We start from the raw sequence: 24,963 nt of genomic DNA on the forward strand, positions 1-24,963 counted from the left end.
CGGCCGCGCTGGAAATTTCCGTGAACACCGTCGGCTCCCACGTGAAGCAGATCTACCGCAAGCTCGCCGTCAGCTCGCGCGGGGAAGCCGTCTTCGAAGCCCTGCAGCGTGGGCTGATCACCGACCTGCCCGGCGGGCCGGCGCGCCCAAGCGGTTCGACACAGCCTGGGTCAAGGTGCTCCAGGAACATCTTGGCGCGTACAAGCATGCCGAATATGGTGCCGGCACCTCCCTGATGCGGGCGCAGCGTTACGGCTACACGCAGATGGTCAACAATGCGATCCTGACCAATTCGTCCTACAAACTGCGTCTGGCCCAGGATCTGACGCTCTATCTGGGTGAAGTCGGCTTGGATATCGATGGTTTCGACGTCGATGCCGGCAAGCGGTCCTGGCTCGAAAACCCGATCTGGCAGAAGACGCGGGAACTGATCGAATGCGCCCGGGGCGCGGACGACTTCCTCGAACAATATTTCATCATCAACGTCCTGTTCGAACCGCTCGTCGGCGAACTCTTCCGCTCCGGCTTGGTCATGCAGGTCGCGGCCGCCCAGAACGACTATTCGACGCCCGCCGTCGTGTCGGCCGCCGAAGCCGATTATGAGCGCAACCTTGCCAATACCGTCGAACTGTTCGCTCTCCTCGTCGGCGATCCGGTGCATGGCGAAGAAAACCGTCAGGTTCTGCACGCCTGGTTCGACAAATATCAGCCGATCGCCACCCAGGCCGCGATGGACCTCCAGCCGATCTGGTCGCAACCGCGCGTGAAGGCCGCCCAGTTCGCCGACGCCTATGCCTCAGCGATCAATCGCCTTCAGGCCATTGTCAAGGAAATCGGTGTCTTCGCCACCCAGGTGGCGATGCCCGGCCTTGAAACCGAAGCGGCTGAATAAGCCAACCGAACATTTGCAGAAAGGACCCAGAGCATGGCAATCACGACAGAGCAGCAGCTTTTCACGCCGCTGGATCAGATCAAGCAGGAACGCACGATCTCTCATCAGTGCGGCGTCACGATGAACGACAGTGTCGAAGCGCGTTGCATCGCGGAAGTGATGCAGGAAAAGCCCGGGATCAAGGTGACGTATCTTCCGGCAATGATCCGCGTCGATGGCGAAGGCAAGATCATCTTCAACATGGAGGAAATCAGCGAGGCCCTTGGCCGCGAAATGACCCCCCATATCTTCGAAATCTCTACTTCGACCCACTATGGCCGGATGGTGATGATCGACGAGAACACGATCATTCTCTTCGGCGACATGGACGAGGCGCTCGATTACGAATGAGGTGCCGCGCTCCGGCGGGATCATCCTGCCGGAGCGTCACTTCCCTGACCCACCCACAAACCCGATCTCCACGTAAAACAGCGGGAGACGAAACAGGAGAAGACCGATGGCCAAGATCATGCTGTATGATGGTGAAGCCCGCGCCGCGCTGGCGCGTGGCGTCGACAAGCTTTCCCGAGCGGTGGTCGGAACGCTCGGCCCCAGAGGAACGAACGCGATCATCGACCGTCCGATCGGCACCCCGCTGGTGTCGCGGGACGGCGTCAGCATAGCCGCGGAAATCGAACTACCCTGCCGCTTCGAAAATCTGGGCGCGCAGGTCGTCCGCGAAGTGTCGATGCAGACGAACGAAGTCGCCGGCGATGGCACGACGACCGCCACTGCCCTTGCCAACGCTCTGGTCCAGAGCGGCGTACCGATGGTCGAGCAGGGATATAAGGCCGTCGATGTCATTGCGGGCATCGATCGCGCCAGCGAAGCTGTGACGCATGCGTTGCGCGATCTGGCGCGGCCCGCACGGCAGGGCGAATTGCTCATGGTGGCCAATGTGGCAGCGACGGACGAGGCACTGGGCGCCCTGATCGCCGAAGCGGTGGAGCGTGTCGGGCCGGAAGGCGTGATCAACGTCGATTATGGCTTGCCTGGCTCACCAACCCGGCTCGAGGTCGATGAAGGCGTCGTGCTCGATCGCGGTTTCGTGTCGCATCATATGGCGACGGATGCGTCGAGCCTGGCGGCCGAGCTGACCGACCCTGCTATCCTGCTCACAGATCACAAGGTGCCCTCCGCTGATGCCATCCTGCGCCTGGTGGACGCGTTGAAGCCCAGCGGCAGGCCGCTGCTGCTCGTCGCGGATGAAATCTCGCCGGATGCGATCGCGGCCATGATGCAGGCGCGCGTTCAGGGGCGCGGAACCGTGGTGGCCATCAACCCGCCGGAATTCGGCCATTGGCGCAAGGCGATGATGGAAGATCTGGGGATCATGACCGGTGCGCGGGTGATCGCCCGCGATCTGGGCGGCAGGATCGAGGAAGCGACGCTCGATGACCTGGGGTCAGCCGGCTTCGTGCGGATCACGGCCTCCGCGACCGTCATTCAAGGGCCGAAGGGCGACGAACAGGCTGTCGCCGGTCGCCGGCGTCTGGTTCAGCGGCTATGGGATGAAGCGCCCCAGAATATCGAGCGGGACAAATATGCCGAGCGTCTGGCCAAGCTCACGCGGGGCACCGCGCTGCTTCTGGCGGGCGGCGCGACGCCGGTCGAACAGAAACGCACCGCCCAGTTGCTGGATGACGGGCTTCATGCGGCGCGGGCGGCCCGTGACGAGGGCGTCCTGCCCGGCGGCGGCACGGCCCTCGTGCAAGTGTCCAAACATCTCGGATCGTTGGCGAGCGAATATGAGGACGGCGCTCGCGCGGGCATTCATCTGGTGCAGGAAGCGATACGCCAGCCTCTGGCGATCATCGCCCGCAACGCCGGGCAGGACCCCGACAAGGTCGTTGCCCGGGTGATGGACGCGGAGGATCATGCCGGATTCGATGCGCGATCCGGAACCTTCGGCGACATGTTCGAAGCCGGGGTCATCGATCCTGTTCGCGTGACCTGCGCCGCACTCGCCAACGCGGTGTCGGTGGCCAAGCTCATCCTGACGACCCATTCGCTGGTGGTCGACTTGCCCGAGGACTTTGATCCTACCGCCGGCCCTGCGCGCGGCGGTGGCGCTGAGGTCTACGGACGGGCCTGATCGGCGGCGGACTGGCGATCGGCCATCACGCCTTTGCCGCTCCGATGGGTGCTTCCACAGGCCTGCGTGGAAGCACCCCTTTTTCCCGCGGAGCGGGCATGAATGACAAAATTGAGACGCACCGATGGTTGATGAACTGATGACCAAGCGTGTCGAGCGCGAACTGCGTTCGGTCATACCGAAGGACCGTTTGATCGGGGATTATTTGCGCCGGCTCGCTTATGGCACCGATGCGAGCTTCTACCGGCTGATCCCCGAACTGGTCATCATCGTGGAATCGGAAGCGGAGGTACGCTCCGTCCTGGAAATCGCCGCGCGTCATGGCGCATCCGTCACATTCCGGGCGGCGGGAACCAGCCTGTCGGGACAGGCGATCAGCGACGGACTGCTGGTGGTGCTGGGCGACGGCTGGCGGCAGGCGAAAGTGAGCGCGGATGGAGCGACGATCCAATTGCAGCCCGGCGTGATCGGCGCGGCGGCCAATCGCATGCTCGCCCGCTATGGACGCAAGATCGGACCGGACCCCGCGTCCATCGCCAGCGCCAGGATCGGCGGCATCACCGCCAATAATTCCAGCGGCATGTGCTGCGGCACTGCCCAGAACAGCTATCAGACGCTGGAATCCATGCGGATCATTCTGGCTGACGGGTGGGTTGTCGATACGGGCAACCAGCAAAGCCGGGCGGCGTTCATCCGGACCCATCGCGACATGTTCGAAAAACTCGGCGCGATGGGCCGGTCGGTTCGCGCCGACCAAAATTTGAGCGCCCTGATCCGCCGCAAATTCGCGATCAAGAACACGACCGGCTACGCGCTCAATGCGCTGATCGACTTTACCGATCCTCTCGACATCCTTCAGCACCTCCTGATCGGATCGGAAGGGACGCTCGGCTTCATTGCGGAGGTCGTGCTGCGCACGGTGCCGGATCATGCGCACAAGGCGAGCGCGCTTCTTCTTTTCCCCGACGTGGAAACGGCCGCCCTTGCGGTCATGGCGTTGCGCGGCGGACCGGTGGCGGCGGCCGAGATCATGGACCGGGCCTCGCTTCGCGCGGTGGAAGGCAAACCCGGCATTCCCGACAGGATCAGGGAACTCGGCCCCTCCGCAGCGGCTCTACTGGTCGAAGTCCGGGGCAATGACGCTGCGGAACTGGACGCCAGGATCGCGGAAGTGACGGACAGCCTGACCGGCCAGCAGATGCTCGCCCCCGCCAGCTTCGAACGCGATCCGGCCGTGACCGATGCCTATTGGAAAGTGCGCAAGGGCATGTTTCCGGCGGTGGGCGCCATGCGGCGTCCGGGCACGACGGTAATCATCGAAGACGTCGCCTTCCCGATCCAGCATCTTGCCGCCGCGACGGTCGCCCTCCAGCAACTCTTTGTCCGGCATGGCTATGACGACGCGATTATTTTCGGGCACGCCCTGGAAGGAAATCTGCATTTCGTCTTCACCCAGAACTTTGACGATCCGGTGGAGGTCGAGCGCTATCGGCGCTTCATGGAAGATGTCGTATATCTGGTTGTCGTGCGCTTTGACGGATCGCTGAAGGCGGAGCATGGCACCGGCCGCAACATGGCGCCCTTTGTCGAGGTCGAATGGGGCAGCCAGGCTTACCGGCTGATGCAGGAGATCAAGCAGCTGCTCGATCCGCAGGGCGTCCTCAATCCCGGCGTCATCCTCAACGACGATGCCGAGGTTCATCTCAAACATCTCAAGCCCTTGCCACAGGTCGACGCGCTGGTCGACCAATGCATGGAATGCGGCTTCTGCGAACCGACCTGCCCGTCCCATGGCTTTACCCTGTCACCGCGCCAGCGGATCGTGGTTGCGCGAGAGATCGCCCGGCGAGAGGCGGCGGGAGAGGACAGCAAGGCGTTGAAGAAGTCCTATGCCTTTGCGGGCGTGGACAGTTGCGCGGCATGCGGCCTGTGCGCGAATGCATGCCCGGTGGGGATCGAAACCGGTCTGCTGATGAAGCAGGAGCGCGGCAAGCGCCGGGGCGCCATCGCGCGGCGCGTCGGGAGCGCCCTTGCGGATCATTTCCCGGCGACGCTGATGGCCACGCGGGCGTCCCTCGCGGTCGGCGGCGCGGCATCGCGCGTGCTGGGGCCAGAGAGGCTCGCGGCGCTGACCCGGTCGGCCCGGCATGTGACGGGCGGACGCACCCCCATCGCGCCGGAAGCTTTGCCCCGGCCGATAAAATATACGCCGACCGCCCATGAAGCGGGATATGACTGGCTCTACATTCCCAGTTGCGCCGCGCGTACATTCGGGCCGTCCGCGCAGGAAGCGGACGGGACATCCCTGATCGATGTGTTGCAGACCCTGGCTGAACGGGCGGGGCTGACGCTCGGCTCCCTGTCCTGCGGCGGAGATCTGTGCTGCGGCATGCCGTGGGAGAGCAAGGGCCTGATCGAGACGGCGGACCAGATGGCCGACGCCGTGCTCGATGCCGCTGAAGCCACCGGATCGAACCGGATATTGGTCGATACCAGCCCCTGCACCTTCCGCCTGCAACGTCGCATGGCGGCTACCGGTCGAAAGATCGAACTCATCGACATCGCCGAATTCCTTCATGACGAGATATTGCCACGCCTGCATGTCGCGCCGGTAAGCGAGGACGTGATGCTCCACATCACGTGCAGCAGCAGGCGGATGGGCCTGGAAACGAAACTCGCGGCGGTGGCCCGGTCATGCGCCACCCATGTGGTGATCCCGGACCGCATCGGATGCTGCGGTTTTGCGGGGGACAAGGGGTTCATGCTCCCCGAACTCAACGACCACGCCCTGCGTGATCTGCCCGAGTCGGTCCCCGCAGGGTGCAAGGAAGGCTATTCCACCAGCCGCACCTGCGAAATCGGCCTGACCGGCCATTCCGGAATCTCTTATCGATCATTGGCTTATCTGGTTGAAAAGGCGACACGCCAATAGGGGTATAATATTACTACCCATGCCCGGGAACCTGGCCTAAACTATTGTATAACGGTGGAGTACCCCATGGGTGACATCCGCCTGACATAAGGAGAAGCACCTCCGGTCGATGCGACCCCGGATCGGCCAGACCCGGGAAAACAGGCCCGGCAATTGTTTGAGGACCATGTTTGGGAAAGGGGTTCTCCAATCAATTCGCCGGCCTGGTATCTGCGGAGGACGCGGGAGGGTGTAGATGGGTATGAACGCATTTGATCGCGCGGGCCAAACGTCATTGGCGGTCCTGGAAGAACGTGATCATGCCGTGGTCCGGGCCTGGGAACATTTCGTATCCGGGTCGATATGCGAACCTGCGCTCGTGCGGGATGTCGTGATACAGAGCTGGCAGCGCTGCCAGCGCTCCCACGTCAATCTGGGCGTGGAATATGCGCCCTATCTCGCGAACGACAAAATAACGCATCTGCGGCACCGCAACCGGCAATTGCTTCAGGCGGCCGCCCCTACCCTGACCCAGGCGGCAGACCTGCTGGCGGGCACCAGCTCGCTGATGCTGATCACGGATCACAAGGGAGTCGTGCTCGAAACCGCCGGCGACATCCATACGGTCCATGCAGGGATGGACATCGCGCTGATGCAGGGCGGACTCTGGACGGAGAGCGATGCCGGCACCAACGGAATCGGGACTGCCATTGCCATAGGCGGGCCGGTGATGGTCCACGCTGGCGAACATTATTGCGAGGGTATCAAGGGCTGGAGTTGTGCCGGGGCGCCCATCCGGGACCCCCTGAATGGGGAAATCCTGGGCGTTCTCGACATCTCCGCCAAAAAGGGGCAATCCAATGCTCAGATATTGGCGCTTGCCGTTGTCACGGCCAGTCAGATCGAACAGCGGCTGACCCGCCAGGTCGAGGCAAAGCATCTTCGCCTGATGGAAATGGGTCTTGAACACAGCCAACGACATTCGGGCGACGATCTGATCGCGATCGATGCCTTCGGCCGCATCGTCTATACCAGCAGACTGGCGCAAAAGGTTCTGAGCGAACGCCTGGCACTGAGCCTGCCCGAACTAAGGCGCGGCACGCGCATCCTGGATGATGATGGCAGGCCGATCAGCGAATTGATACCCGGCCTGCCGCGCGACTGGCTCCGTCCCCTTGTTTCCGATGGCGAACTGGGAGGCCATTTGCTGGTCATCCCTTCCCAGCAGCGCTCCCGCGCCGCGCCCCCGCGTCAAATCCGGGATGAATCAGACCCGGCCCGATCGCAGTTCGACTGCATCGTGGGCGAAAGCTCCTCCATTCGTCACTCGATCGCCATGGCCCGCCGCATCTCCCCGCTTAACGTACCGGTCCTGATCGAAGGTGAATCCGGGGTGGGCAAGGAACTGTTCGCCCGCGCCATCCATGGAGAGAGCAGGGTAGCACAGGGGCCGTTCGTCGCATTCAACTGTGGTGCGGTATCCAAAGATCTGATCGCGAGCGAACTCTTCGGCTATGTGCGCGGGGCCTTTACCGGCGCGAGCAGCGAAGGACGCATCGGCCGGTTCGAGGAAGCGGACGGCGGCACGCTTTGCCTCGATGAAATCGGTGAACTCAGCCTGGAATTGCAGCCCTATCTGTTGCGCGTGCTGGAAGAAGGGGTCGTGTACAGGGTAGGCGACAGCAAGCCGCGTCGCGTCAATGCGCGGATCGTGGCCATGACCAATCGCGACTTGCGGGCCGAGGTGGCGGCGGGACGTTTTCGTCTGGACCTATATCATCGCCTGAGCGTGACTGCGGTCGAAGTCCCTCCCCTGCGCCTGCGGCGGGACGATATTTCGCGCCTGATCGACTATTTCAATCCACGCATAGCCGACCGTCACGATCGCCGGCCGGTGCGCTTCACTCCAGCAGCCATGGCCAGGCTGGAGGACTATGATTGGCCCGGCAATGTCAGGGAGCTTCGCAATGTCGTCGAGCGCAGCCTGTTGTTCGCCCAGGATGATATAGCCGATGTGGATGTCCTGCCGCGAGAAATTGCGCGCACCGAAGAATTGGAGAAAGTCAGTGCTCCAGAGAGCATGGCCGCGGCAATTCCTCCTTCCGACGGCGAGCGGCTGGCAATCAGCAAGGCCATCCGCCTGGCGGGTGGAAACCTGTCCGTGGCCGCAGCTATGTTGAGCGTGTCACGCAGCACGCTCTATCGGAAGATGAATCAATATGGCCTGAAGCGAATCAGTCCGATTGAGATAAACCAGAGCCTTCTTGGTGATGACGGAATATTGCAGTAACAAAATACTACGTCATTGTTGAATAGTTTTTGTGTAGTACTATAATGTGTAATATTGTATCTTTAATGGCACAGAGTATTTTGTAATCCGCATGGTTCAACAATAACTTCTCCGTTCATTTTAAAACGTCAATCATAATGTCTCCTGCTGAATAATAGTGGGAGAGTGTTATGAGTTTTTTTCGTAATCTGGCGGCTGCGGCATTGGTTGCGCTTCCCTTTGCCGTCAGCAATCAGGCACAAGCATTGGAGTTGGAACCGGAGGAATTCGTCACGGCACCGGCCGGAACTACGGCATTCCTCGGATATGCGATCTACGCCAATCACGACAGGCTGGCGCCGGTGAGCGGCCCCAGCCTGGATGACGGCACCAATCTCGACCTGAACCTGGGCATTGCGCGTCTGGCGCATTATTTCAACGTGGGGGACACCCTTGCGCTCGTGGAGGTATTGCAGCCCTTCGGCTCCCTTAACAAGGCGCGAGTTGCAGGGCAAAAATTGAACTCCAGTTCGGGCCTGGCCGACACCATCGTTGCGGCGGCGATCTGGCCAATCAATGACACCCGGAACAGGACCTATGTTGGGCTCACCTTGTACACGACCCTTCCCACCGGGAAATATGACAAGGAAAGGGCCGTCAATCTCGGCGGGAATCGCTTCGTCTGGGACCCCCAAATCGCCCTGTCGAAAGGCATCGGCAAAAATTGGTCGGTCGACCTGACTGCCGACCTGATCTTCTACAGCCATAACGACAAAGCCGGCATCAATGGCGCGCAACTGCTGACCCAGTCGGAAACGGTGCAGATGCAGGCCTTCCTGAACCACAAATTCGCCAACGGCTTCACCCTGTCTGCGGGTTATCAGGGCATGCGGGGCGGCAAGCAGAAGCTTGACGGAATCGACAACGGCAATCGCACCCATTTTGACGAGGCCCGGCTTGTCGCGTCGAAGTTCGTGACGTCCAAATTTCAGCTGATGGGTGAAGTCAACCATCAGTTCAACGTGCGCGGCGGCTTCCGTCAGGACATCGGCCTGCTGATCCGGGGCCTCTATATTTTCTGATTATCCGAAGCAAAGCGATACAGACTGACACAAATCTGTTTCATGCGGCGTCCCGCGTCCCGCTTTGCGGGCCTGGGGCGCCGCAATTCGTTGGAAAACCGCTCCAGCCAAAGTTGGCACGAAGTTTGATTACTTCCCTGTAACCGGCAACCGCAAAACGTCGGATAAGCCGTCAAGGTTCTGGAATGCTGGGAGAGGAAGGCTATGTGCCGATTTTATCGCCATACTTCATCGGACAACTATAGTCCGGCGACGCGGAAGGTCCGCATTCATGGCCATTCCACATCCGTCCGCCTTGAGAAGAGCTTTTGGGACATATTGGAATGCATGGCCGCGGCCGAGGGGAAAAGCCTGGGCCGGCTGGTCACCATTCTTCACGATGAAGTTCGACAGTCCGAACAGGACCTGCCCAACTTCGCATCATGCTTGCGCGTGATGGCCCTGCAATATGGCGTTGAGCATGGACAAGGTTGCAGCGCGATTCCGGGAGAAAAATGATGTTATACTATCGCTATCATAAACAGACCGATACAGGCGAAATCATTCAATTCGCCTGCCGTGCCGACAATTACGGATATCTGCTGGCCGACCGTCGAAGCGGAAGAGCTGTCGCGATCGACACGCCCGACCCGTTAATGGTGATTGCCCTGCTGGAACAGAAGGGCTGGCATCTGACTTACATCCTCAACACGCATTGGCACGACGATCATGTTGGTGGAAATGTCATGTTGAAGGAGGCCACCGGCGCCCGCGTCATCGCGCCGGAGGCGGAGAGAAAGCGCATCCCGGGAATAGACGTCGGCATCCGCGACGGCGCCGTCATCATCCTGGGCGACCTGACGATCCATGCGATGGAGACGGCAGGACATACTTTGGGCAGTTTGAGCTATTATGTCCCGAAGGTAGATGCCGTTTTTTCCGGCGATGCGCTTTTCACGATGGGTTGCGGTCGCCTGTTCGAGGGCACCCCCGAAATGGCATGGAACGGCCTGCTCAAGCTTGCAGCCCTGCCCGCCGAAACCCGCATTTATTGCGCCCATGAATATGGCCTTGCAAATGCAACCTTCGCCCTTAGCCTCGACTACCATAATGACCAGGAATTCTCTGCCCGTGCAGAGGCAATACAAATGCGACAGAACTCCCCGACTGTTCCCAGCACGATTGGTCTGGAACGCCGAACGAACCCGTTCTTTTCGATCCCGATCAAAAAATCCCATATCAAGGAACAGGTCGAACTCTACAGTATCCTGAGAGATCAGAAGAACAATTTTGGCCTATAAAATATATTTTAAGATAGAGCAGGTTTCGATCCGATGCCATCGGATCGAAACCTGCTCTGTTCGAGAAACCGCATTCCGACAAAGGACACGCGCGCCTTGAACGACTGCGACCTTTCTAAAGGGGAAGGTCAAGCATCAGAAAACCTCTTGAACGAAGATGGCGGACAGTGCCGCGCTTCAGGTAACGGCAGCGCGCTCGCGAAATTCGGGGCGGTCCCATGCCCCACTGACGCAGACGCCGCGCAGTTGTTCGACCGCTTCGACCACATCCCGATAGCGGAGATAGAGCGGCGTCAAGCCGAAGCGGAGTACGTCAGGCGCGCGAAAATCACCCACCACCTGACGCTCGCCCAGCGCGCGGATCATCTCATAGGCATGGGGATGGGCATAGGAAAGCTGGCTGCCGCGCCGGGCGGCATCACGCGGACTGACCAGCGAGAAGCCGAACTCCGCGCAACGCTCGTCCATGCACTGGATGAACAGTTCGCCCAACCGCACGGACTTGCGGCGCAGTTCCCGCATGTCGGCGCGCAGCATGAGGTCGATGCCGCATTCGAGGGCGGACAGGCCAAGCACCTGCGGCGTCCCGCAAAGGAAGCGTCCAATGTCGGCCACCGCCTCATAATCCTCTTCGAAGGCAAAGGGCCGTGCATGGCCGAACCATCCCGACAACACCGGCCTGGCAGCCAATTGGTGCCGTTCCGCGACAAAGATGAAAGCCGGCGCGCCCGGACCTCCGTTCAGGAATTTATAGCCGCAGCCTACAGCGAAGTCGGCATTGGCGCTGTTCAGATCGACCTCGATCGCGCCGGCGCTATGGCTCAGGTCCCAGACCACCAGAACGCCCTTTTCATGGGCGGCGCGGGTCACCGCCGTCATGTCGCGGATCAGGCCGGACTTGTAGTGGACCTGGGTCAGCAGCAGGACGGCGACTTCCTCGTCCAGCGCGCCGACGACATCGGCGGGGTCCACTGTCCGGGAGCGCAGCCGTCCGCCGCTGAACGCCTCCATCCCCTGCATCATATAGACGTCGGTGGGAAAATTGGTCCGCTCCGACAGGATCACCGGGCGATCCGGGCGAAGCGAGACGGCGGCGGCCAGTGCCTTGAAGATATTGATCGATGTCGAATCCGCCGCGACGATCTCGCCGGGACGGCCGCCGAGCAGGCGGGCGATCTTGTCGCCTATGCGCTGCGGCGCGCTGACCCATTCCGCCTTCAACCACGATCCGATCAGCCCATCGCCCCACTCCCGCGAAACCACGTCGGCGATCCGTGGGGCGGTCGCCCTGGGCAGGGCGCCAAGCGAATTCCCGTCAAGATAGAGCAGGCCCTCGCGAAGCTGGAACTCAGCGCGGAAAGGCGCGAGCGGATCGCGGGCGTCAAGGTCGGCAATTGCGTCTGCCATCGGGGACATCAATTCATCTCCCGAAGGATAGCGCGCACCGGCGACGCATCGGCTCCGGCGATCTTGAGAGGCAGGGCGATGAGTTCGAAGATTCCGGCGGGAACATCGTCCAGCACCAGCCCTTCCAATATGCGCATGTCGCCCCGCAACATCTCCTGATGGGCGTCGAGCGTCTTCGAGGTTTCGGGATCGAGCGACGGCGCATCGGTACCGATCAGGCGCACGCCCATATCGCGCATCCGGGCCAGCACATCCGGCGCGATGGCGGTGAAATCGGAAACCCAGCCATTGGCGGGAAAGCGGTCGAACGTACGCAGCAGCACGCGCCGTTCGCCTTCGACGGCGGTCCAGTCCACGTCCCCCTGCTCCACCCGTTCCCGTGCCCCTCGGACATCGAGAACCACGCAACGGCCGATATAAGGCTCCAGATCGCATTCCGCGCTCGCCTTGCCTGCAATGGCATAGTGCAACGGGGCGTCGGCGTGGGTCCCGGCGTGCAGCGACGTCTCGATCGCCCCGACATTCACCGGACACCCCACGTCGATCTCCGCCAGCCGCCGCAGCGTGAAGGGCGGTTCCCCCGGCCATACAGGCAGGCCCGCGCGCAGCGTCTGGGAGATATCCCACATCCTCACGGTTCCTGGCCATCGGCATAATTAGGGCCCGCCTTCGGCGCGACCATCCGGGTGCGCATCGACCACAGTTCCGGGAAGAAGCTGAGGTTCAGGGCCTTCACCAGATAGTTGACGCCGGCCGATCCGCCAGTGCCGGGCTTGTGCCCGATCACCCGCGATACAGTCTTCATATGCTTGAAACGCCATTCCTGGAAATAATATTCCAGCGCGGTGATTTTCTCCCCCAATATATAAAGATCTTCATATTTATCGACGTCGGAATAGATTTCGAGCCACGCATTCTCGACCTCGTCCGAGGCGACATAGGGCTTGCTCCAGTCCCGATCGAGATGCGACGCTGGAATGGCAAGGCCACGCCTTGCAAGCAGGCGCAGCACTTCGTCATAGAGCGAAGGCGCGTGAAGCACCGCGCTGAGACGCGCATGCGCTTCCGTCTCATGATGGACGAGCAGCAGATCCTTCCGCTTGTTGCCGAGCATATATTCAAGCTCACGATACTGGTGCGACTGGAAGCCGGATGCCTTGCGAAGATAGCCGCGAAAGGTGAGGAAATCGTGCGGGGTCAGGGTTGCCAGCACTTCCCAGGAATGGATCATATGCCGCTGGATGGTCGCGATCCGGTCCAGGCATTTTTCAGCCCGGCGCAGGCGGTCGTTCCGGATCGCCTCCAGAGTCAGGCCCGTCTCGTGCAGGACCAGCTTGATCCAGAGTTCCATCGTCTGATGCATGATGATGAACAGCAGTTCGTCGGGCTTGTCCGACACGGGCACCTGCGCCGAAAGCAGCTTCTCGATCTGGAGATGCCGGGCATAGGAGAGCCCACGATCCCACTGGATATTTTCCCCATCGATGCGCGCTTCGAAGCTTTCCACGCCATCTTCGACGAAACGACGGATTTTCAACGCGCGGCTCCCATACATTATCATTGAATGAACAGGACAATCCTGAATCATCATGGCGCGAGCGAACGACAGGCAAGCGCAAGGCGAAATATACTCCGCATGAGATGAAAAGGCTCAACGAAAATCCAACCGGCCGCGGCCATAGGTGCCAGGACGGGCTCGATCCCATTTTTTCTGCGATGGCCGCGTCGCCTGGTCAATGGGCGCTGGCAACCGCCCACTTCGTCAGGGAAGACCGTGATTTGATCGTTTTCAGGAAGATTTTGGTGGACAGCCGATGCACGCCTGGAAGCTTCGACAGATCATGACGCAACAGGTCGTCCAGATGCTCCATGGACCGGGCGAAGATGCGCAGAACATAGTCGCTGTCGCCCGCCGTGGTCCGACATTCGATCACGGCCGGATGGGCCAGAACGGCGTCCTCGAACGCGATGTGGGCATCGAGTCGAATCTGGACGTCGACAAGACATTCCACCACAAGACCGAGAGCCGATGGACTGACCTCCGCATGGAAGCCCCGGATCACGCCGGCTTCCTCCAGGGCACGCACGCGCTGCCATGCCGGGGACTTGGAAACGCCCACGCGCTCGCTCAAGGCGGCGAAGGACATGCGCCCATCATTTTCGAGTTCGGCGACGATCTTCCGGTCGATGTGATCCATTCCGTCATCCCTCCGGCAGCTCCATACATGGCGCTCGATATGCTGCCCCTTTTCAGAACAACGTTATCAGGAATATGGGAACAGCGAAACGATGTTCTGCAAACGGGCCGTTCCGACCAGCAGTTCGGGACAATGTCCGCCGCGATGGCACCTATGATGGACGTCGAGGTTTCAGGAGGCCCCGGATGGCTATCGCCCATATGTTCGACACTCCACCGCAGGGCGTCGCCACGGATTGGACGATGCCGCAGAACTGGAATCAGTTCACTGCGGAAGAACATGACAGCTGGGACAAGCTGGTCGATCGGCAAAGCCACGCGCTCGAGCGCTATGCCTCAAGGACATTCCTGAACGGACTCAATCTCCTGCATCTCACAGGGAAGGGCATACCGGATTATCGTCAACTCAACCCACTGCTTCATGCCGCCACGGGCTGGGAGGTCGTCGCGGTGCCGGGAATCGTACCGAACGACGCCTTTTTCCAACATCTGTCCGAACGGCGCTTTCCGGCGGCGAATTTCCTGCGCGAGGCCGACTCGCTCGACTATAGCGAGGAACCGGACATGTTCCACGACCTGTTCGGCCATTTGCCGATGCTGGCCAATCCGGTTTTTGCAGAGTTCATGGTGCAATATGGTCGGGCGGGATTGCGCGCGGAACAATGGGGGATGTCCGGTTTCCTGGCGCGTCTCTATCTTCATACCGTCGAATTCGGCCTGGTGAATGAAGCAGACGGCCTGCGGGCCTATGGCGCGGGAATGCTTTCCAGCTACGCGGAGACGGTGCATGCCCTGACCGATGCCGATGCCCGTCATCTGCGCTTCGATCTGCCTCGCGTGATGCGGACGGACTATCTGTTCGACAAGTTTCAGCGGGTCTATTTTGTGGTTGACAGTTTTGAGGAACTTCTCCGAGTGATGGAAGAAACCGATTTCGCCGAAGTTTACCGCATCATCGGCGCTTTGCCGATGATCGCGCCGGAGGACATTTGCGAAAGCGACCAACCCTATCTCGCCGAAAAATGAGCATGCATCCATGATCGTGGAATGACCGCCGATCCTGCCGCGCATGTGCCGGTGTTCCTGGACGGGCCTTCCCGGCACCGGCCGGATGAAACCGCAACCGCAATCAGACATCCCCACTCGTCGCAAATCGGTTGCCATGCGTCAGCCATCGGGCGAATAGCGGGCGAGAGCGTAGGAGGGTTGAAAGTTCATGAAGCTTGGTTCGTTTGTTCGCGCCTTTGCATTGGGTGTGGCGCTACTGCCGGCGGCGGCGCTTGCCGATGACCCGCGCGATCCGACGATGCGCAGCGCCGCGGCGCGCGCACGCGATCGCGCGATCATCAAGCGAATGAACCAACAACAACTCGCCTATGTCCGCCAGCGCGACGCCAGGAACCGCCCGACTTATCGCGTGACCCAAGGCGAACGCGACAGATATGAAGACGCCCGTGCCGAATATGCGCGCAGGATGGCGGCTTGGCGCCACGCGGTGGCCGCCTGCAATGCTGGCCGTTGGGAATATTGCGACAACTAATCCATCCCCACTATAGGATTGAAAATAAGAAATTTTTTGACAATTCCCAATCGCAACTACCAACAAATTTCCAACAATCGCGATATGTGACAGTCCCGACCCTTCGTGATGCCGGGGATAAGGTGCGATGCTCCTGCCCGGTGGTTGTATGCACCTCAGGACGGTCGATGCAGCGATTGCCGCAGTACCGGATGGTGATAAAGGTGGAGCATGACCGCCTCAAAGCCACTGGACCGCCGTTCGCTTACACTCGCGGCGCTTTCCACCGTGGTCGAATGGTATGATTTCACCCTGTTCCTTTATCTCGCGACGGTGCTCGCACGGCTGTTCTTCGTCGGCCAGAACGCGATGCTCACGACGCTGGCGGGTTTTGCCGTCGCCTACCTGATGCGGCCGCTGGGCGCGATGGTGTTCGGACATCTCGGCGACCGGCATGGACGACGGACGACGCTGCTCGTGTCGATGGCGTTGATGACAGTAGCCATGCTGCTAAGCGGCTTGCTGCCGACAGTGGCGCAAATCGGGCCGGCCGCTGGGATATTGCTGCTGCTCCTGCGCTGCGTGATGGGCTTTGCAGTGGGAGGCGAATATAACGGCGTCGTTGCCTATCTGCTTGAAGGCGCGGCTCCGCATCGTCGGGGGTTCGTCACCTCGATGGCGGCGGCGACCAGCGAGATTGGAGGGTTGTTGGCGGCGGGCGTATCGGCACTTACCGTGAGCCTCTTGCCTGCTCCGGCGCTGGAAAGCTGGGGCTGGCGGTTACCCTTCCTGTTCGGCGCGGTGCTGGCGGGCACGATCCTGTTGGCCCGGGCGGCGATGCGGGAATCGCCGGAGTTCGAGGTCCATCGCGCGGCAGGGACGCTGGTGAGCAGGCCGCTGGGCCATGCTGTGTCGCGCTACAGATCGGGCGTGGCGCGAGGCTTCGCCATATCGGCCCTTGGATCAATCACCTACTATATCGGCATCACCTACCTGCCGATCCACCTGGTGTCGGCGGGCGGGCTCAGCGAAGCGGATGCGCTCCAACTGGCGACCGTCGCCGCGGTCGCAGTGATAGTCGTGACGCCCTTCATCGGCTTGCTCGCCGACCGGTTCGGGCGTCGTCCGATGCTCGTAGTCCTCGCTATCCTGTCAGCGGCGCTGCCTTATGCGGCGTTCCGCCTACTTGCCGAAGCGGGAGCGTTTTCATCGCTGATCGGCGCCGTGGTGCTCGCCGCGCTGGCCGGCGGCGTCAGTGCCGTGGGCGCGGTGGCGACGGCTGAACAGGTTCCAGCGGAGGGGCGGCTGAGCGGACTTGCCCTTGGCGCCACGACCGCAACGGCGTTGTTTGGCGGCCTGACGCCTTGGCTTGCGCAAGTGCTGACGGAGTGGACAGGGTCGACCACAGCGCCCGGCATTATGATCGCGCTGGTTTCGCTGGCGGTGCTTCCGGTACTGCTGACGCTTCCGGAAACCCGGCCACTACGAAGCTGAGATCAGGGATTGGTCTATATTACGGGTTCGTCCGACCCTTCCCAGTCACTCAGCAGCGAGTTCTGGTTGCCCCCGCGGACGGGCTATTTTTCCGTTTTGGATGCCTGAACCTGGCCAACAAAAGCCACTCGTTCAATGCTCCTAGAATGACGCCATAAGCGCCGTGGCGAAATAGCGCGTATCGCCTGTGGCAAGAGCCCTTTGCAGAACTTCAGCCTCAAATTTATTGTCATCAAGTGCAGACCGGCAGGTTGAATCGGCCGATCAATAGTCCCGTCTCTCGATACTGAGATCAACAGACGCGGCATTCAGTCGCGCGCTCCTTACTCGCCATAGACCACAAAGGCAGCCCAATGGCGTGGCGCTTCGAAAAGCCTCGTATCGCCTGTTTCGTCCTCGCGCGGCGCCAGTTCCGATTGGATCGATTGCGCCTGCCCGGCGAGAAGCGCCCCTTCCGCCACCCTGGCGGCGACATAATCGTTCAGATCGGCAATCCTTGCATCCCTGAGCCAGATCTGGGCGTTGCGGAGCGCCGTCGCCGGCATTTGATGCTCCTTCAGATGGAGTTCGTAAAAGCGGCTCATCAGCAAAGTCGTCGAAAGGTCATCGACCGGCCAGAGCGACGCGACGACAGCGGCCGCGCCAGCCATCATGAAGCCGGCGGGCAGCCCGAAAAACTCATCGGGATTGTGACCGACCTCCGAGATGCCCGTGCTGCACGCGGACAGGACGACCAGGCGAGGCTCTCCAACGCCTTGCCGCGCCTCCAGCAGATCGCCCAATGTCAACCGGACACCTTGCTGTCCGATGGTGAGGCCGGACGCCCGCGCGTCATCCCAGTCGAACCAGCCATGGGTCGCAAGATGCCAGTAAGATTTCGTTCCCATCGCTTGCAGGAGGACGGCTTTGCCTGGATTCTGCCACGCCTCGTGGGGAGCGGACGCAAAGGCGCCTTCGACCAGCCGGCCCTCGAGCGAGGCGAAATCAAGTCCCGCATCCTGCGGAGGAAGCAGCAGCGCCAGCCCCTTGCGGCCTGATCTTGCCGCCCGGTTTTCCGATTCGCGCATGGCCGCCAGGCTCGGCACGAGCCGGATCACGAAATCGTCCGCAAGAGCATGACCGCTTTCAGGATCGACCGCCAGAGCAAGGGGAAGGATGGCCGTCGCGCCGTCGGGAATGATCGTGACGATGCTTCCCGCAGCGATGCCTGCCGCAGCGATCCCATGGCGGATCGCGGCCCCCAGGGTGGCACCGAGTTCGTCCTGCAACTGCTGCAAGTCCAGATCATCGGGCGGCGCCAGCGGCTTGCTGCGCCGGGTCCGGCTGACCCTGTCGATCAGGGGATCGATCCGGTTCCGGGTCAGTTCGGCCAACTCGACAGACTGGACATCGCCTGAGGGACGCGCGACCAAAACGATAGTGCCAAATTCCGTGATGACCGGAGCCAGTAGAACGCCATCCTTGACGACATCGCGGGACGACGGTTGCGACAGGGCCGCGCGGGAGCCTTTCTCATACAGAGCCAGAATGCGTTGACGCATCGCGTCGAACTCACCGAGCATCGCAACGTCGGTGGCGCGTCCGCTGGCATCGCTTCTCACCAGCGTTTCGAGTTCCGTTTCCCTTCGCCGCAGATCGCCCCGCAGCTGCGTCAGTTCCGCCTTTTCTTGAGGCCTGAGATCAAGGTTGTTCGCGCTGAGCGCGGTGAAGAGCAACCGGGCCTTGCCGGAGGACAATATGTCGAGCGCCTGCCCATTATCGCCGGCCTTGGCCGCCGCGTAGGACGCCAGCACATAGATGTCGCCGGCGTCGCCCAGCACATCCCGAAGCTGCGCCTCGTCCATGCCCAGGCCGATCAGCCGTTCGGCGGCGCGGCGGGCAATCTTGAGCGCATCGCGCGCCTCTTCATATCGGCCGAGCGCAATCAGCGCGTTGCCAAGAGCCCTGCCCACGGAAATCGCAAAGCGATCATCCACCCCTTCTCCCAGCAGCGCCTGCCGATAGGCGCGAACCGCTTGCTCAAGGTTCGATTGCCGATCGCCCGTGATCCGGCGGCGAAAGACCTGACCAAGCTGGTAATTCGCCCCGGCCTGCAAAGCCCCCCATGCCCTGGGCGACGTCCGGATGACGTCCAGCATCGCAATCGCGGTTTCCTGATTATTGGCCAGCCCACCCTTGTCCCGCCGGGCCAGAACAGGGGCGAGATTCCTTTGCAAGACCAGCCAGCCATCGTCGGACAGTTGCTGCGTGATCACCCTGCCCGCCGCCTCATAGGCCGTGATCGCCGCCTCCACATTGGCCTGCTCGTTACCGAAAGGATTGCCCGCCAGATGCGCGCCCAGATTGATCTGTGTCGTTGCCCAGGCCACCGGGTCCGTCGCCTGAGAGCGCATGGACAAGGCGGCCTGATCGGCAAGGATGGCGTTCCGCATATTGTCGGAACGCCGCCCCCGGACCCTGTCATTCAGCGCCCCGGCCATCACCAGCTGGGTATTCGCCCAAGCGCCGCGCGTTTCGGGTTTATCGAGCGCGCTCAAGGCATCGCGGCAGGTAGCCACGGCATGTTCGAGATTGTCGGCACGGTCCCCCAATATTCTGGTGAGATAGGCGAAACAGGCACCGCTTTGGGCCAGCCCCCATTCGGTGCCGTTGCGCTCCAGCCGGGCCGATGCTGCTTCGAAAGAGGCTATGGCGTTTTCGAGATTCAGTGCCGGGACGCCGATCTGCCGGGACTGGAAAAGCTGGCCCAGTTGACGGTTGAGATGCCCTGCCTCCTGCCCCCCGGCGCGGACCGCTGCATGGCGCAGGGCCAGAAGCTGAACGTCCGTCGTAAAGGTTTCGCGGACGGATAGTCGCGCAAATTCGGGCCGGAGACGTCCAGTCAGCGACCGGAAAATCTCCATCTCCCGGTCATCGGCAAGGCGGTCGAGCGAGATCGGGCCGCTGCGCGGAACGGCTTGCCACAGGATAGAGGGGCGCGCGTCATCGCACTGCGCCAGATCGTAAAAAGGCGCGACATGCTTTTCGAAACCCTCTGCGAGGGTCCGCCCCTGTTCGTTGACGGCGTCGGCAAGCGGGCGAGCCGAGGGGATTTCCCCGGCTGGCTCCGCCTGCGCCCGCTCGAACCAGTATCGCGTGAATTCCAGACTTGCCCGGACAATGGCTGGATCGGGCGGGCGCGGATCATTGGGCGACGGCAGCCCGGCCATGCCAACGCCGGCGCAGAAAGTGGCTATTTCGTGCTTGTTCCGGAATTGCGTGCCCGTCGGGGCCGCCCCTGCCGACGAAGCTGCCAGCAGCAGGCATCCCGCCGCCCCAACAAGCGGGGCGGGTTTCAACACCGGTTTGCGCATGATCACGATCCGCTGCGCCGCATCGCCCTCAAGGCCGGCGATGGAACTGGATCGACGATCCCTCGACCGCGCCATAATAGCTGACGCCGTCCATCTGGAAGGGGCTGCCGCCGGGCGTGCGCATTTCCTGATCCGGCAGGATGGCGAAGGTTTCAAGTTGGTCGATCCCCAACTGCCGCCCCTTCGCGATCCAGGCGGACAGGTTCAGAAGGACCAGCTGGCGGTTGCCATCCGGTTCCACCTGCGGCGCAATCGCGACGATGATCGGTTGTCCGTGCGGCTGGACAATCAGCAGCCGGCGCATCGCATTGGCGATCATGCGGCCCGCCAATTCGCTCGCTGTTGTCGTGATCGCGCCGGGATTCTGATCAGGCGTATCGGCATTCAGCCGCAGTTGCAGTCGGGACAGCTCGTCCTCGACATTCGCGCGAATGGCCTGCGCATCCGCGTCCCCCAGACTTTCTTCCGCGATGGATGCCAATCGCACCTCACCATTTTGCGCGCCCGCCGGGGTCGCGCCGACGCCCGCAACGATCACGCAGGCGACCAACAAATTCCGCACCAATCCCCAAATCATAACAATCCCCCCAAAGCCTGCGGTGAACCGCATTCAGGCTCCCCGCATCCCGGGTAGACAGCGCCATCCATTCCCGCCGCTTGTCAAGGCCCCGGCGCATCGCTCGCCAGACGAGCCATCGGCCCAGATCGTCTGCTGACCGAATGTCACGCCCAAGATGGCGCGAATCTACCTGTCCTCCAGATGGACACCAATCTCAAGATGATCGGTTGACGCGCGTTTAACCCGCGCCTGATAAGCGGAGGCCATGCACCATACGGAACCCAGCATTCCAGTCGAACAGGCCGTAACTCCCGCCCTTGCCGGGGAAGAGCATTTTCGGCTCGTCACCGGCTTTGCCGATCTTTTCACCGCGGTCGTTCTGATCATTGGGCTCGTCGCCCTTGGCGGTTTGGCGGGCAAAAGTTTGGGCGTATTGGCGGGCATTACCATGGCGGCGCTGACATGGTGGCTAAGCCGGCCGTTGGTCGAACGAAGGAACTTCGCGGCCTGCGCCATCGTGCTCGCCTTCGGCTTTGTGGCTGGCGTCCAAGTGACGCTGGCGCCAACGCTCGGAATATTGGGCAGCTTGCTGGGAGCGGCCGCGACATGGTCCTACTGGCGTCGGTTCAGGATACCCGCCGCTGCCGCCGCGTCGATCCTGACGCTGGTTCTGCTGGCGGGCGGATCGTCTACCAACCTCTTTTCCTTCACACCGTTTCAGAGTTACCGCTCAGCGTCCGGAATGGCGCTGCTTTGGGGCCTTGTGCTCTTCGGCATAGCCATGGCCTGGGATATTTCGGACCGCCTGCGGCAAACGCGGCGCGCTGATGTCGCGTTCTGGCTGCATCTGTCGGCTGCACCGCTGGTTGTCCACGGTGCCTTTGCAATCCTGCATGACAGGCTGGGATATGGGCCAGCCGACAATCCGCTGCCGATCCTCCTGCTCTTTCTCATGCTCGCGATTGTGGCGCTGGTCGTGGATCGACGCCCGATCCTGGTGTCGAGCATCCTTTATGTCGCATATGCACTCTATTCGCTGGTCGCGGTCAAGGATGAACCACTAAAAAGTGTCGCCATCGTCGCACTGCTGCTGGGCGGCGGCATATTGTTGCTGTCGGTTGCCTGGAATCATCTGCGCCGGTGGTTGCTGGCCATTGCACCCGCGGCCCTGTCCCGCTGGGTGGTTCCGACCGCCATGATCAGCAACCCGCCGGTGCCACGACCTGAAACCCCCGCGAGCGAAACCGAGCCTCTGCGGTTGGTGTTCAGCTTCAACGACATATTCGTGGCGATGGGCCTCAGTACGCTGATCGCAGGCAACTGCCTCATTTCTCTGCGGTTGTTCGCGATGCCAGGTGCCGCAACAGCTCGGTCGGACTTTTCATCCCTTTCACCGCTTGATTGGCGTCTGCTCATTCTGCCGGCGGTCGCCAGCTGGGGAGCGGCCGAATATTTCGTTCGGCGCCGCCGCATGGCTCTGCCTGCGCTTCAATTGGCCAGTTCCTTCTCCTTCATCGTCGGCTATGCAGGCATCATCATCTTCTGGCATTTCACCGGCGAGCAGCCCCGTTTCCCAGGCTTCTCGCAGCAGCCCCAGCCCATCAGCCACATGTTGCCGATCCTGTTGCTGGTAAGCCTGTGCGGCGCCGTCGCTAATCTGCTGTTTGCAATGCGCCACCGAATAGCCTTGAGCTATGCCTATGCGTTTCATTTCTTATTGCTCCCGATCCTGTACACTCCCTTGACCCTATTGATAGCCGGCGGCGGCGGTGAGAACCGCGGCGCCGCGCTGACCCTATTGCAGGAAAGGGCCATTCTCGCTGGCGGCATCACCTTCGCGGTCGCCATGCTGCTCGACGGGTCGGACCCCGAACGCCGAACACTGCGATGCGACGTCGCCTTCTGGCTGCACCTGTCGGCTAGCCTGATGATCCTGCCGTCCCTCTTTAGCCTGATAGGAAGCCTTGCAAACGCAGGCTGGATCATCGGCGCGCTTTTCGCCATGCTCGTTCTGCTCGCCATCGGCATTGACCGACGGGCTGCGATCCTTGTGTCCATGCCCTTCGTCATCCACAGTTTCCCCGCGACTGGACAGACCATCGCGCTAGTCACCCTGTTCCTTTGCGGAGTGCTATTACTCACCACATTATATTGGGAAAAGCTGCGCGCCCTGATCCTATCCCCGTTTGCACGGGCAGCATAACACGCCTGCGGGGAAGATGGTCGAAAGCTTCGACCCTTCCCGGACGCTCAACAGCGATTTTTCGATCCCTAGTGGTCCGATTCTGACATTTGCGCGCGACCTGGCCGATAGGGATGCAAATGTCAGAATCGGACCACTAGGTGCGGACAGGTGACTTTCCATTCCGTGCAATCAAGATGGCGCGTAGCAGCCCATTCCACCGACCATTGCGGTCATCCAACGGCAGATTTGTATCTCTCCATAGTCAACTTCCCGGTTGCAGGAACGGGCTCGCATCAAGCCGCAAGTCAGCGATCTCGATCATTAATGCAAGTTTAACTATGGTCTGCCACATGGACGGTCATGGTCATGGTCAAGTCCCTTGTGCGCTGCATGGCGACGCTGGCTTTTGCGTGCATCGTCACGCCTGCCGTCGCTGACCCTGGCGATCTCGATCTCTTCTCCGCCGAAAGCTTATCGCTGATCGGCGATGTCAGGCTGGTGGGTGCCGACGGTGAGCGCGCCGGGAGTAAAGGCGGCTTTGGCAAGCTGCGCTTTGGCGGCGATGCGGCGGACAAGCGGTCCGACTTCCATCTGGAACCCGCCTTCGGCGAGGCGGCTCTGGTCTGGCAGCCGCGCCTGACCTGGGGACTGTCCGGCACCGTCGTCGCGCTGGCGCAGGGCGGACCCGATTTTGAAGCAGGATTGTCCGAAGCCTACCTATCTTGGAAGCCACTGTCGAATTCAGCGGTGCGCCTTTCGGCCCGCGCGGGGCTGATGTGGCCTCCGGTTTCGCTCGAACATTCCGGCCCGGAATGGGCCGTCACCAACAGCATCACCCCCTCCGCGATCAACAGCTGGATCGGAGAGGAGGTGAAAGTCGTGGGCGGCGAACTCAGCGCTTCGATCAATGCCGGGACCCATAAACTCTCGGTGACGGGCGGGCTGTTCGACAGCAACGATACGGCCGGGGCCTTGCTCGCCTTTCGCGGCTGGGCCTTGCATGATCGCAAGATCCTGCTCGGCCGACGCCAGCCGTTGCCGCCGCTCGACGCCTTTTCCGCATCGATCCAACCTTCCTTCAGCCATCCGACGCTGGAGATCGATCCGGGCTTCTTCCGTCGTCCCGGTTATTACGCCAAATTCGCCTGGGACCCGCCGGCGTCGGTCCATCTCGAATATCTCCATTATGACAATGACGGCGATCCGGAGATGGTTAATGCCGATATGGAATGGGGCTGGCGCACCCGGTTCGACAATGTCGGACTGGTGGCGGAGCTGTCGCCCGTCTGGCAGGTGCGTGCCCAGGGGATGCGCGGCACGACGCGCATGGGCTTTCCGAAGAACGGCGCGCTGTGGGTCGATAGCCGCTTCCGATCTGCCTTCGCGCTGCTGACGCGGCAGTTCGCGCGCGGCTCTGTCTCCGCGCGGGTGGAGGCGTTCGGCACGCGCAACCGGGGCAGCGCGGTCACGGCGCTGAATGACGAGGATGGCTGGGCGGTGACGGTCGCGGCCAGGCGGTCGCTGGACCAATGGCTGACCCTGCTGGTCGAGGGGCTGCATGTCGAAAGCCGCAAGGATGCGCGCAGCCAGGCCATGGTCGCAGCGCAACAATCGGGCACGCAAATGCAACTCAGCCTGCGGGCAAGATGGTGAAGACGCTAACCGGCTCTTTACCCTCTGG

The 24,963-nt window shown here is 61.6% G+C and carries 20 protein-coding genes; 14 read left to right on the plus strand and 6 right to left on the minus strand.

Annotated features, from left to right (window positions below; genetic code table 11):
• The 9 genes from RUH75_RS05205 to gloB all read left to right on the plus strand — a co-directional run.
• On the plus strand, positions 1 to 236 hold a 236-nt coding region (locus tag RUH75_RS05205), incomplete at its 5' end, for a helix-turn-helix transcriptional regulator (protein ID WP_313802870.1).
• Positions 176 to 892, plus strand: coding sequence for a hypothetical protein (locus tag RUH75_RS05210; RefSeq protein WP_313802872.1), 717 nt, complete (start codon positions 176 to 178; stop codon positions 890 to 892). The genes RUH75_RS05205 and RUH75_RS05210, both read left to right, overlap by 61 nt.
• 33 nt (positions 893 to 925) lie before the next feature.
• A complete protein-coding gene (locus RUH75_RS05215; protein ID WP_313802874.1) occupies positions 926 to 1,282 on the plus strand; it encodes an MmoB/DmpM family protein in 357 nt (118 codons plus the stop codon).
• Between the two features lie 106 nt (positions 1,283 to 1,388).
• Entirely contained in the window at positions 1,389 to 3,026 is a 1,638-nt protein-coding gene (groEL, locus tag RUH75_RS05220; RefSeq protein ID WP_313802876.1) for a chaperonin GroEL, read from the plus strand.
• Between the two features lie 124 nt (positions 3,027 to 3,150).
• The gene (locus tag RUH75_RS05225; protein ID WP_313802878.1) at positions 3,151 to 5,958 is read left to right on the plus strand and encodes an FAD-binding and (Fe-S)-binding domain-containing protein; all 2,808 of its coding nucleotides are present in this window, start codon (positions 3,151 to 3,153) and stop codon (positions 5,956 to 5,958) included.
• A 235-nt stretch (positions 5,959 to 6,193) separates the two neighbouring features.
• Complete coding sequence (locus tag RUH75_RS05230; RefSeq protein ID WP_313802880.1) at positions 6,194 to 8,227, plus strand: sigma-54-dependent Fis family transcriptional regulator; 2,034 nt, start codon at positions 6,194 to 6,196, stop codon at positions 8,225 to 8,227.
• Between the two features lie 170 nt (positions 8,228 to 8,397).
• Positions 8,398 to 9,288, plus strand: a complete 891-nt coding sequence (locus RUH75_RS05235) for a transporter (protein WP_313802882.1) — start codon at positions 8,398 to 8,400, stop codon at positions 9,286 to 9,288.
• Between the two features lie 204 nt (positions 9,289 to 9,492).
• On the plus strand, positions 9,493 to 9,786 hold the full coding sequence (locus tag RUH75_RS05240) for a ribbon-helix-helix domain-containing protein (protein ID WP_313802884.1): 294 nt from the start codon (positions 9,493 to 9,495) through the stop codon (positions 9,784 to 9,786).
• Positions 9,786 to 10,568, plus strand: a complete 783-nt coding sequence (gene gloB, locus RUH75_RS05245) for a hydroxyacylglutathione hydrolase (protein ID WP_313802886.1) — start codon at positions 9,786 to 9,788, stop codon at positions 10,566 to 10,568. Before RUH75_RS05240 ends, gloB begins: the two co-directional genes overlap by 1 nt.
• 177 nt (positions 10,569 to 10,745) lie before the next feature.
• Here the strand turns inward: gloB and kynU are convergent, their stop codons facing one another.
• The 4 genes from kynU to RUH75_RS05265 form a co-directional block, all read right to left on the minus strand.
• Entirely contained in the window at positions 10,746 to 11,975 is a 1,230-nt protein-coding gene (gene kynU, locus RUH75_RS05250; RefSeq protein ID WP_313802888.1) for a kynureninase, read from the minus strand.
• 8 nt (positions 11,976 to 11,983) lie between these two features.
• On the minus strand, positions 11,984 to 12,604 hold the full coding sequence (gene kynB / locus RUH75_RS05255; RefSeq protein ID WP_313802890.1) for an arylformamidase: 621 nt from the start codon (positions 12,602 to 12,604) through the stop codon (positions 11,984 to 11,986).
• A 2-nt stretch (positions 12,605 to 12,606) separates the two neighbouring features.
• Positions 12,607 to 13,530, minus strand: a complete 924-nt coding sequence (locus tag RUH75_RS05260; protein ID WP_313802892.1) for a tryptophan 2,3-dioxygenase — start codon at positions 13,528 to 13,530, stop codon at positions 12,607 to 12,609.
• Positions 13,531 to 13,708: 178 nt separating this feature from the next.
• Positions 13,709 to 14,173: an Lrp/AsnC family transcriptional regulator gene (locus tag RUH75_RS05265; RefSeq protein WP_313802894.1), complete on the minus strand. Its 465-nt coding sequence runs from the start codon at positions 14,171 to 14,173 to the stop codon at positions 13,709 to 13,711.
• A 185-nt stretch (positions 14,174 to 14,358) separates the two neighbouring features.
• Between RUH75_RS05265 and phhA the strand changes: the two genes are divergently transcribed.
• The 3 genes from phhA (at position 14,359) to RUH75_RS05280 (ending at position 17,185) form a co-directional block, all read left to right on the plus strand.
• Positions 14,359 to 15,198: a phenylalanine 4-monooxygenase gene (gene phhA, locus RUH75_RS05270; RefSeq protein ID WP_313802896.1), complete on the plus strand. Its 840-nt coding sequence runs from the start codon at positions 14,359 to 14,361 to the stop codon at positions 15,196 to 15,198.
• 190 nt (positions 15,199 to 15,388) lie between these two features.
• Positions 15,389 to 15,712 (plus strand): hypothetical protein, encoded by a 324-nt coding sequence (locus tag RUH75_RS05275; RefSeq protein ID WP_313802898.1) that lies wholly within the window; start codon positions 15,389 to 15,391, stop codon positions 15,710 to 15,712.
• Between the two features lie 210 nt (positions 15,713 to 15,922).
• Entirely contained in the window at positions 15,923 to 17,185 is a 1,263-nt protein-coding gene (locus RUH75_RS05280; RefSeq protein ID WP_313802900.1) for an MFS transporter, read from the plus strand.
• Positions 17,186 to 17,508: 323 nt separating this feature from the next.
• Here RUH75_RS05280 and RUH75_RS05285 read toward each other — a convergent pair whose 3' ends face one another.
• Complete coding sequence (locus RUH75_RS05285) at positions 17,509 to 20,613, minus strand: CHAT domain-containing protein (protein ID WP_313802902.1); 3,105 nt, start codon at positions 20,611 to 20,613, stop codon at positions 17,509 to 17,511.
• Positions 20,567 to 21,100, minus strand: coding sequence for a hypothetical protein (locus RUH75_RS05290; protein ID WP_313802904.1), 534 nt, complete (start codon positions 21,098 to 21,100; stop codon positions 20,567 to 20,569). Before RUH75_RS05290 ends, RUH75_RS05285 begins: the two co-directional genes overlap by 47 nt.
• 262 nt (positions 21,101 to 21,362) lie before the next feature.
• On the opposite strand from RUH75_RS05290, the gene RUH75_RS05295 reads away from it, so the two are divergent.
• Together RUH75_RS05295 and RUH75_RS05300 are read left to right on the plus strand one after the other, a co-directional pair.
• Entirely contained in the window at positions 21,363 to 23,300 is a 1,938-nt protein-coding gene (locus tag RUH75_RS05295; protein ID WP_313802906.1) for a hypothetical protein, read from the plus strand.
• A 348-nt stretch (positions 23,301 to 23,648) separates the two neighbouring features.
• Complete coding sequence (locus RUH75_RS05300; protein ID WP_313802908.1) at positions 23,649 to 24,935, plus strand: hypothetical protein; 1,287 nt, start codon at positions 23,649 to 23,651, stop codon at positions 24,933 to 24,935.
• The last annotated feature ends 28 nt before the right edge of the window (positions 24,936 to 24,963 follow it).

This window comes from Sphingobium sp. (assembly GCF_032153725.1).
Classification (GTDB): Bacteria; Pseudomonadota; Alphaproteobacteria; order Sphingomonadales; family Sphingomonadaceae; genus Sphingobium.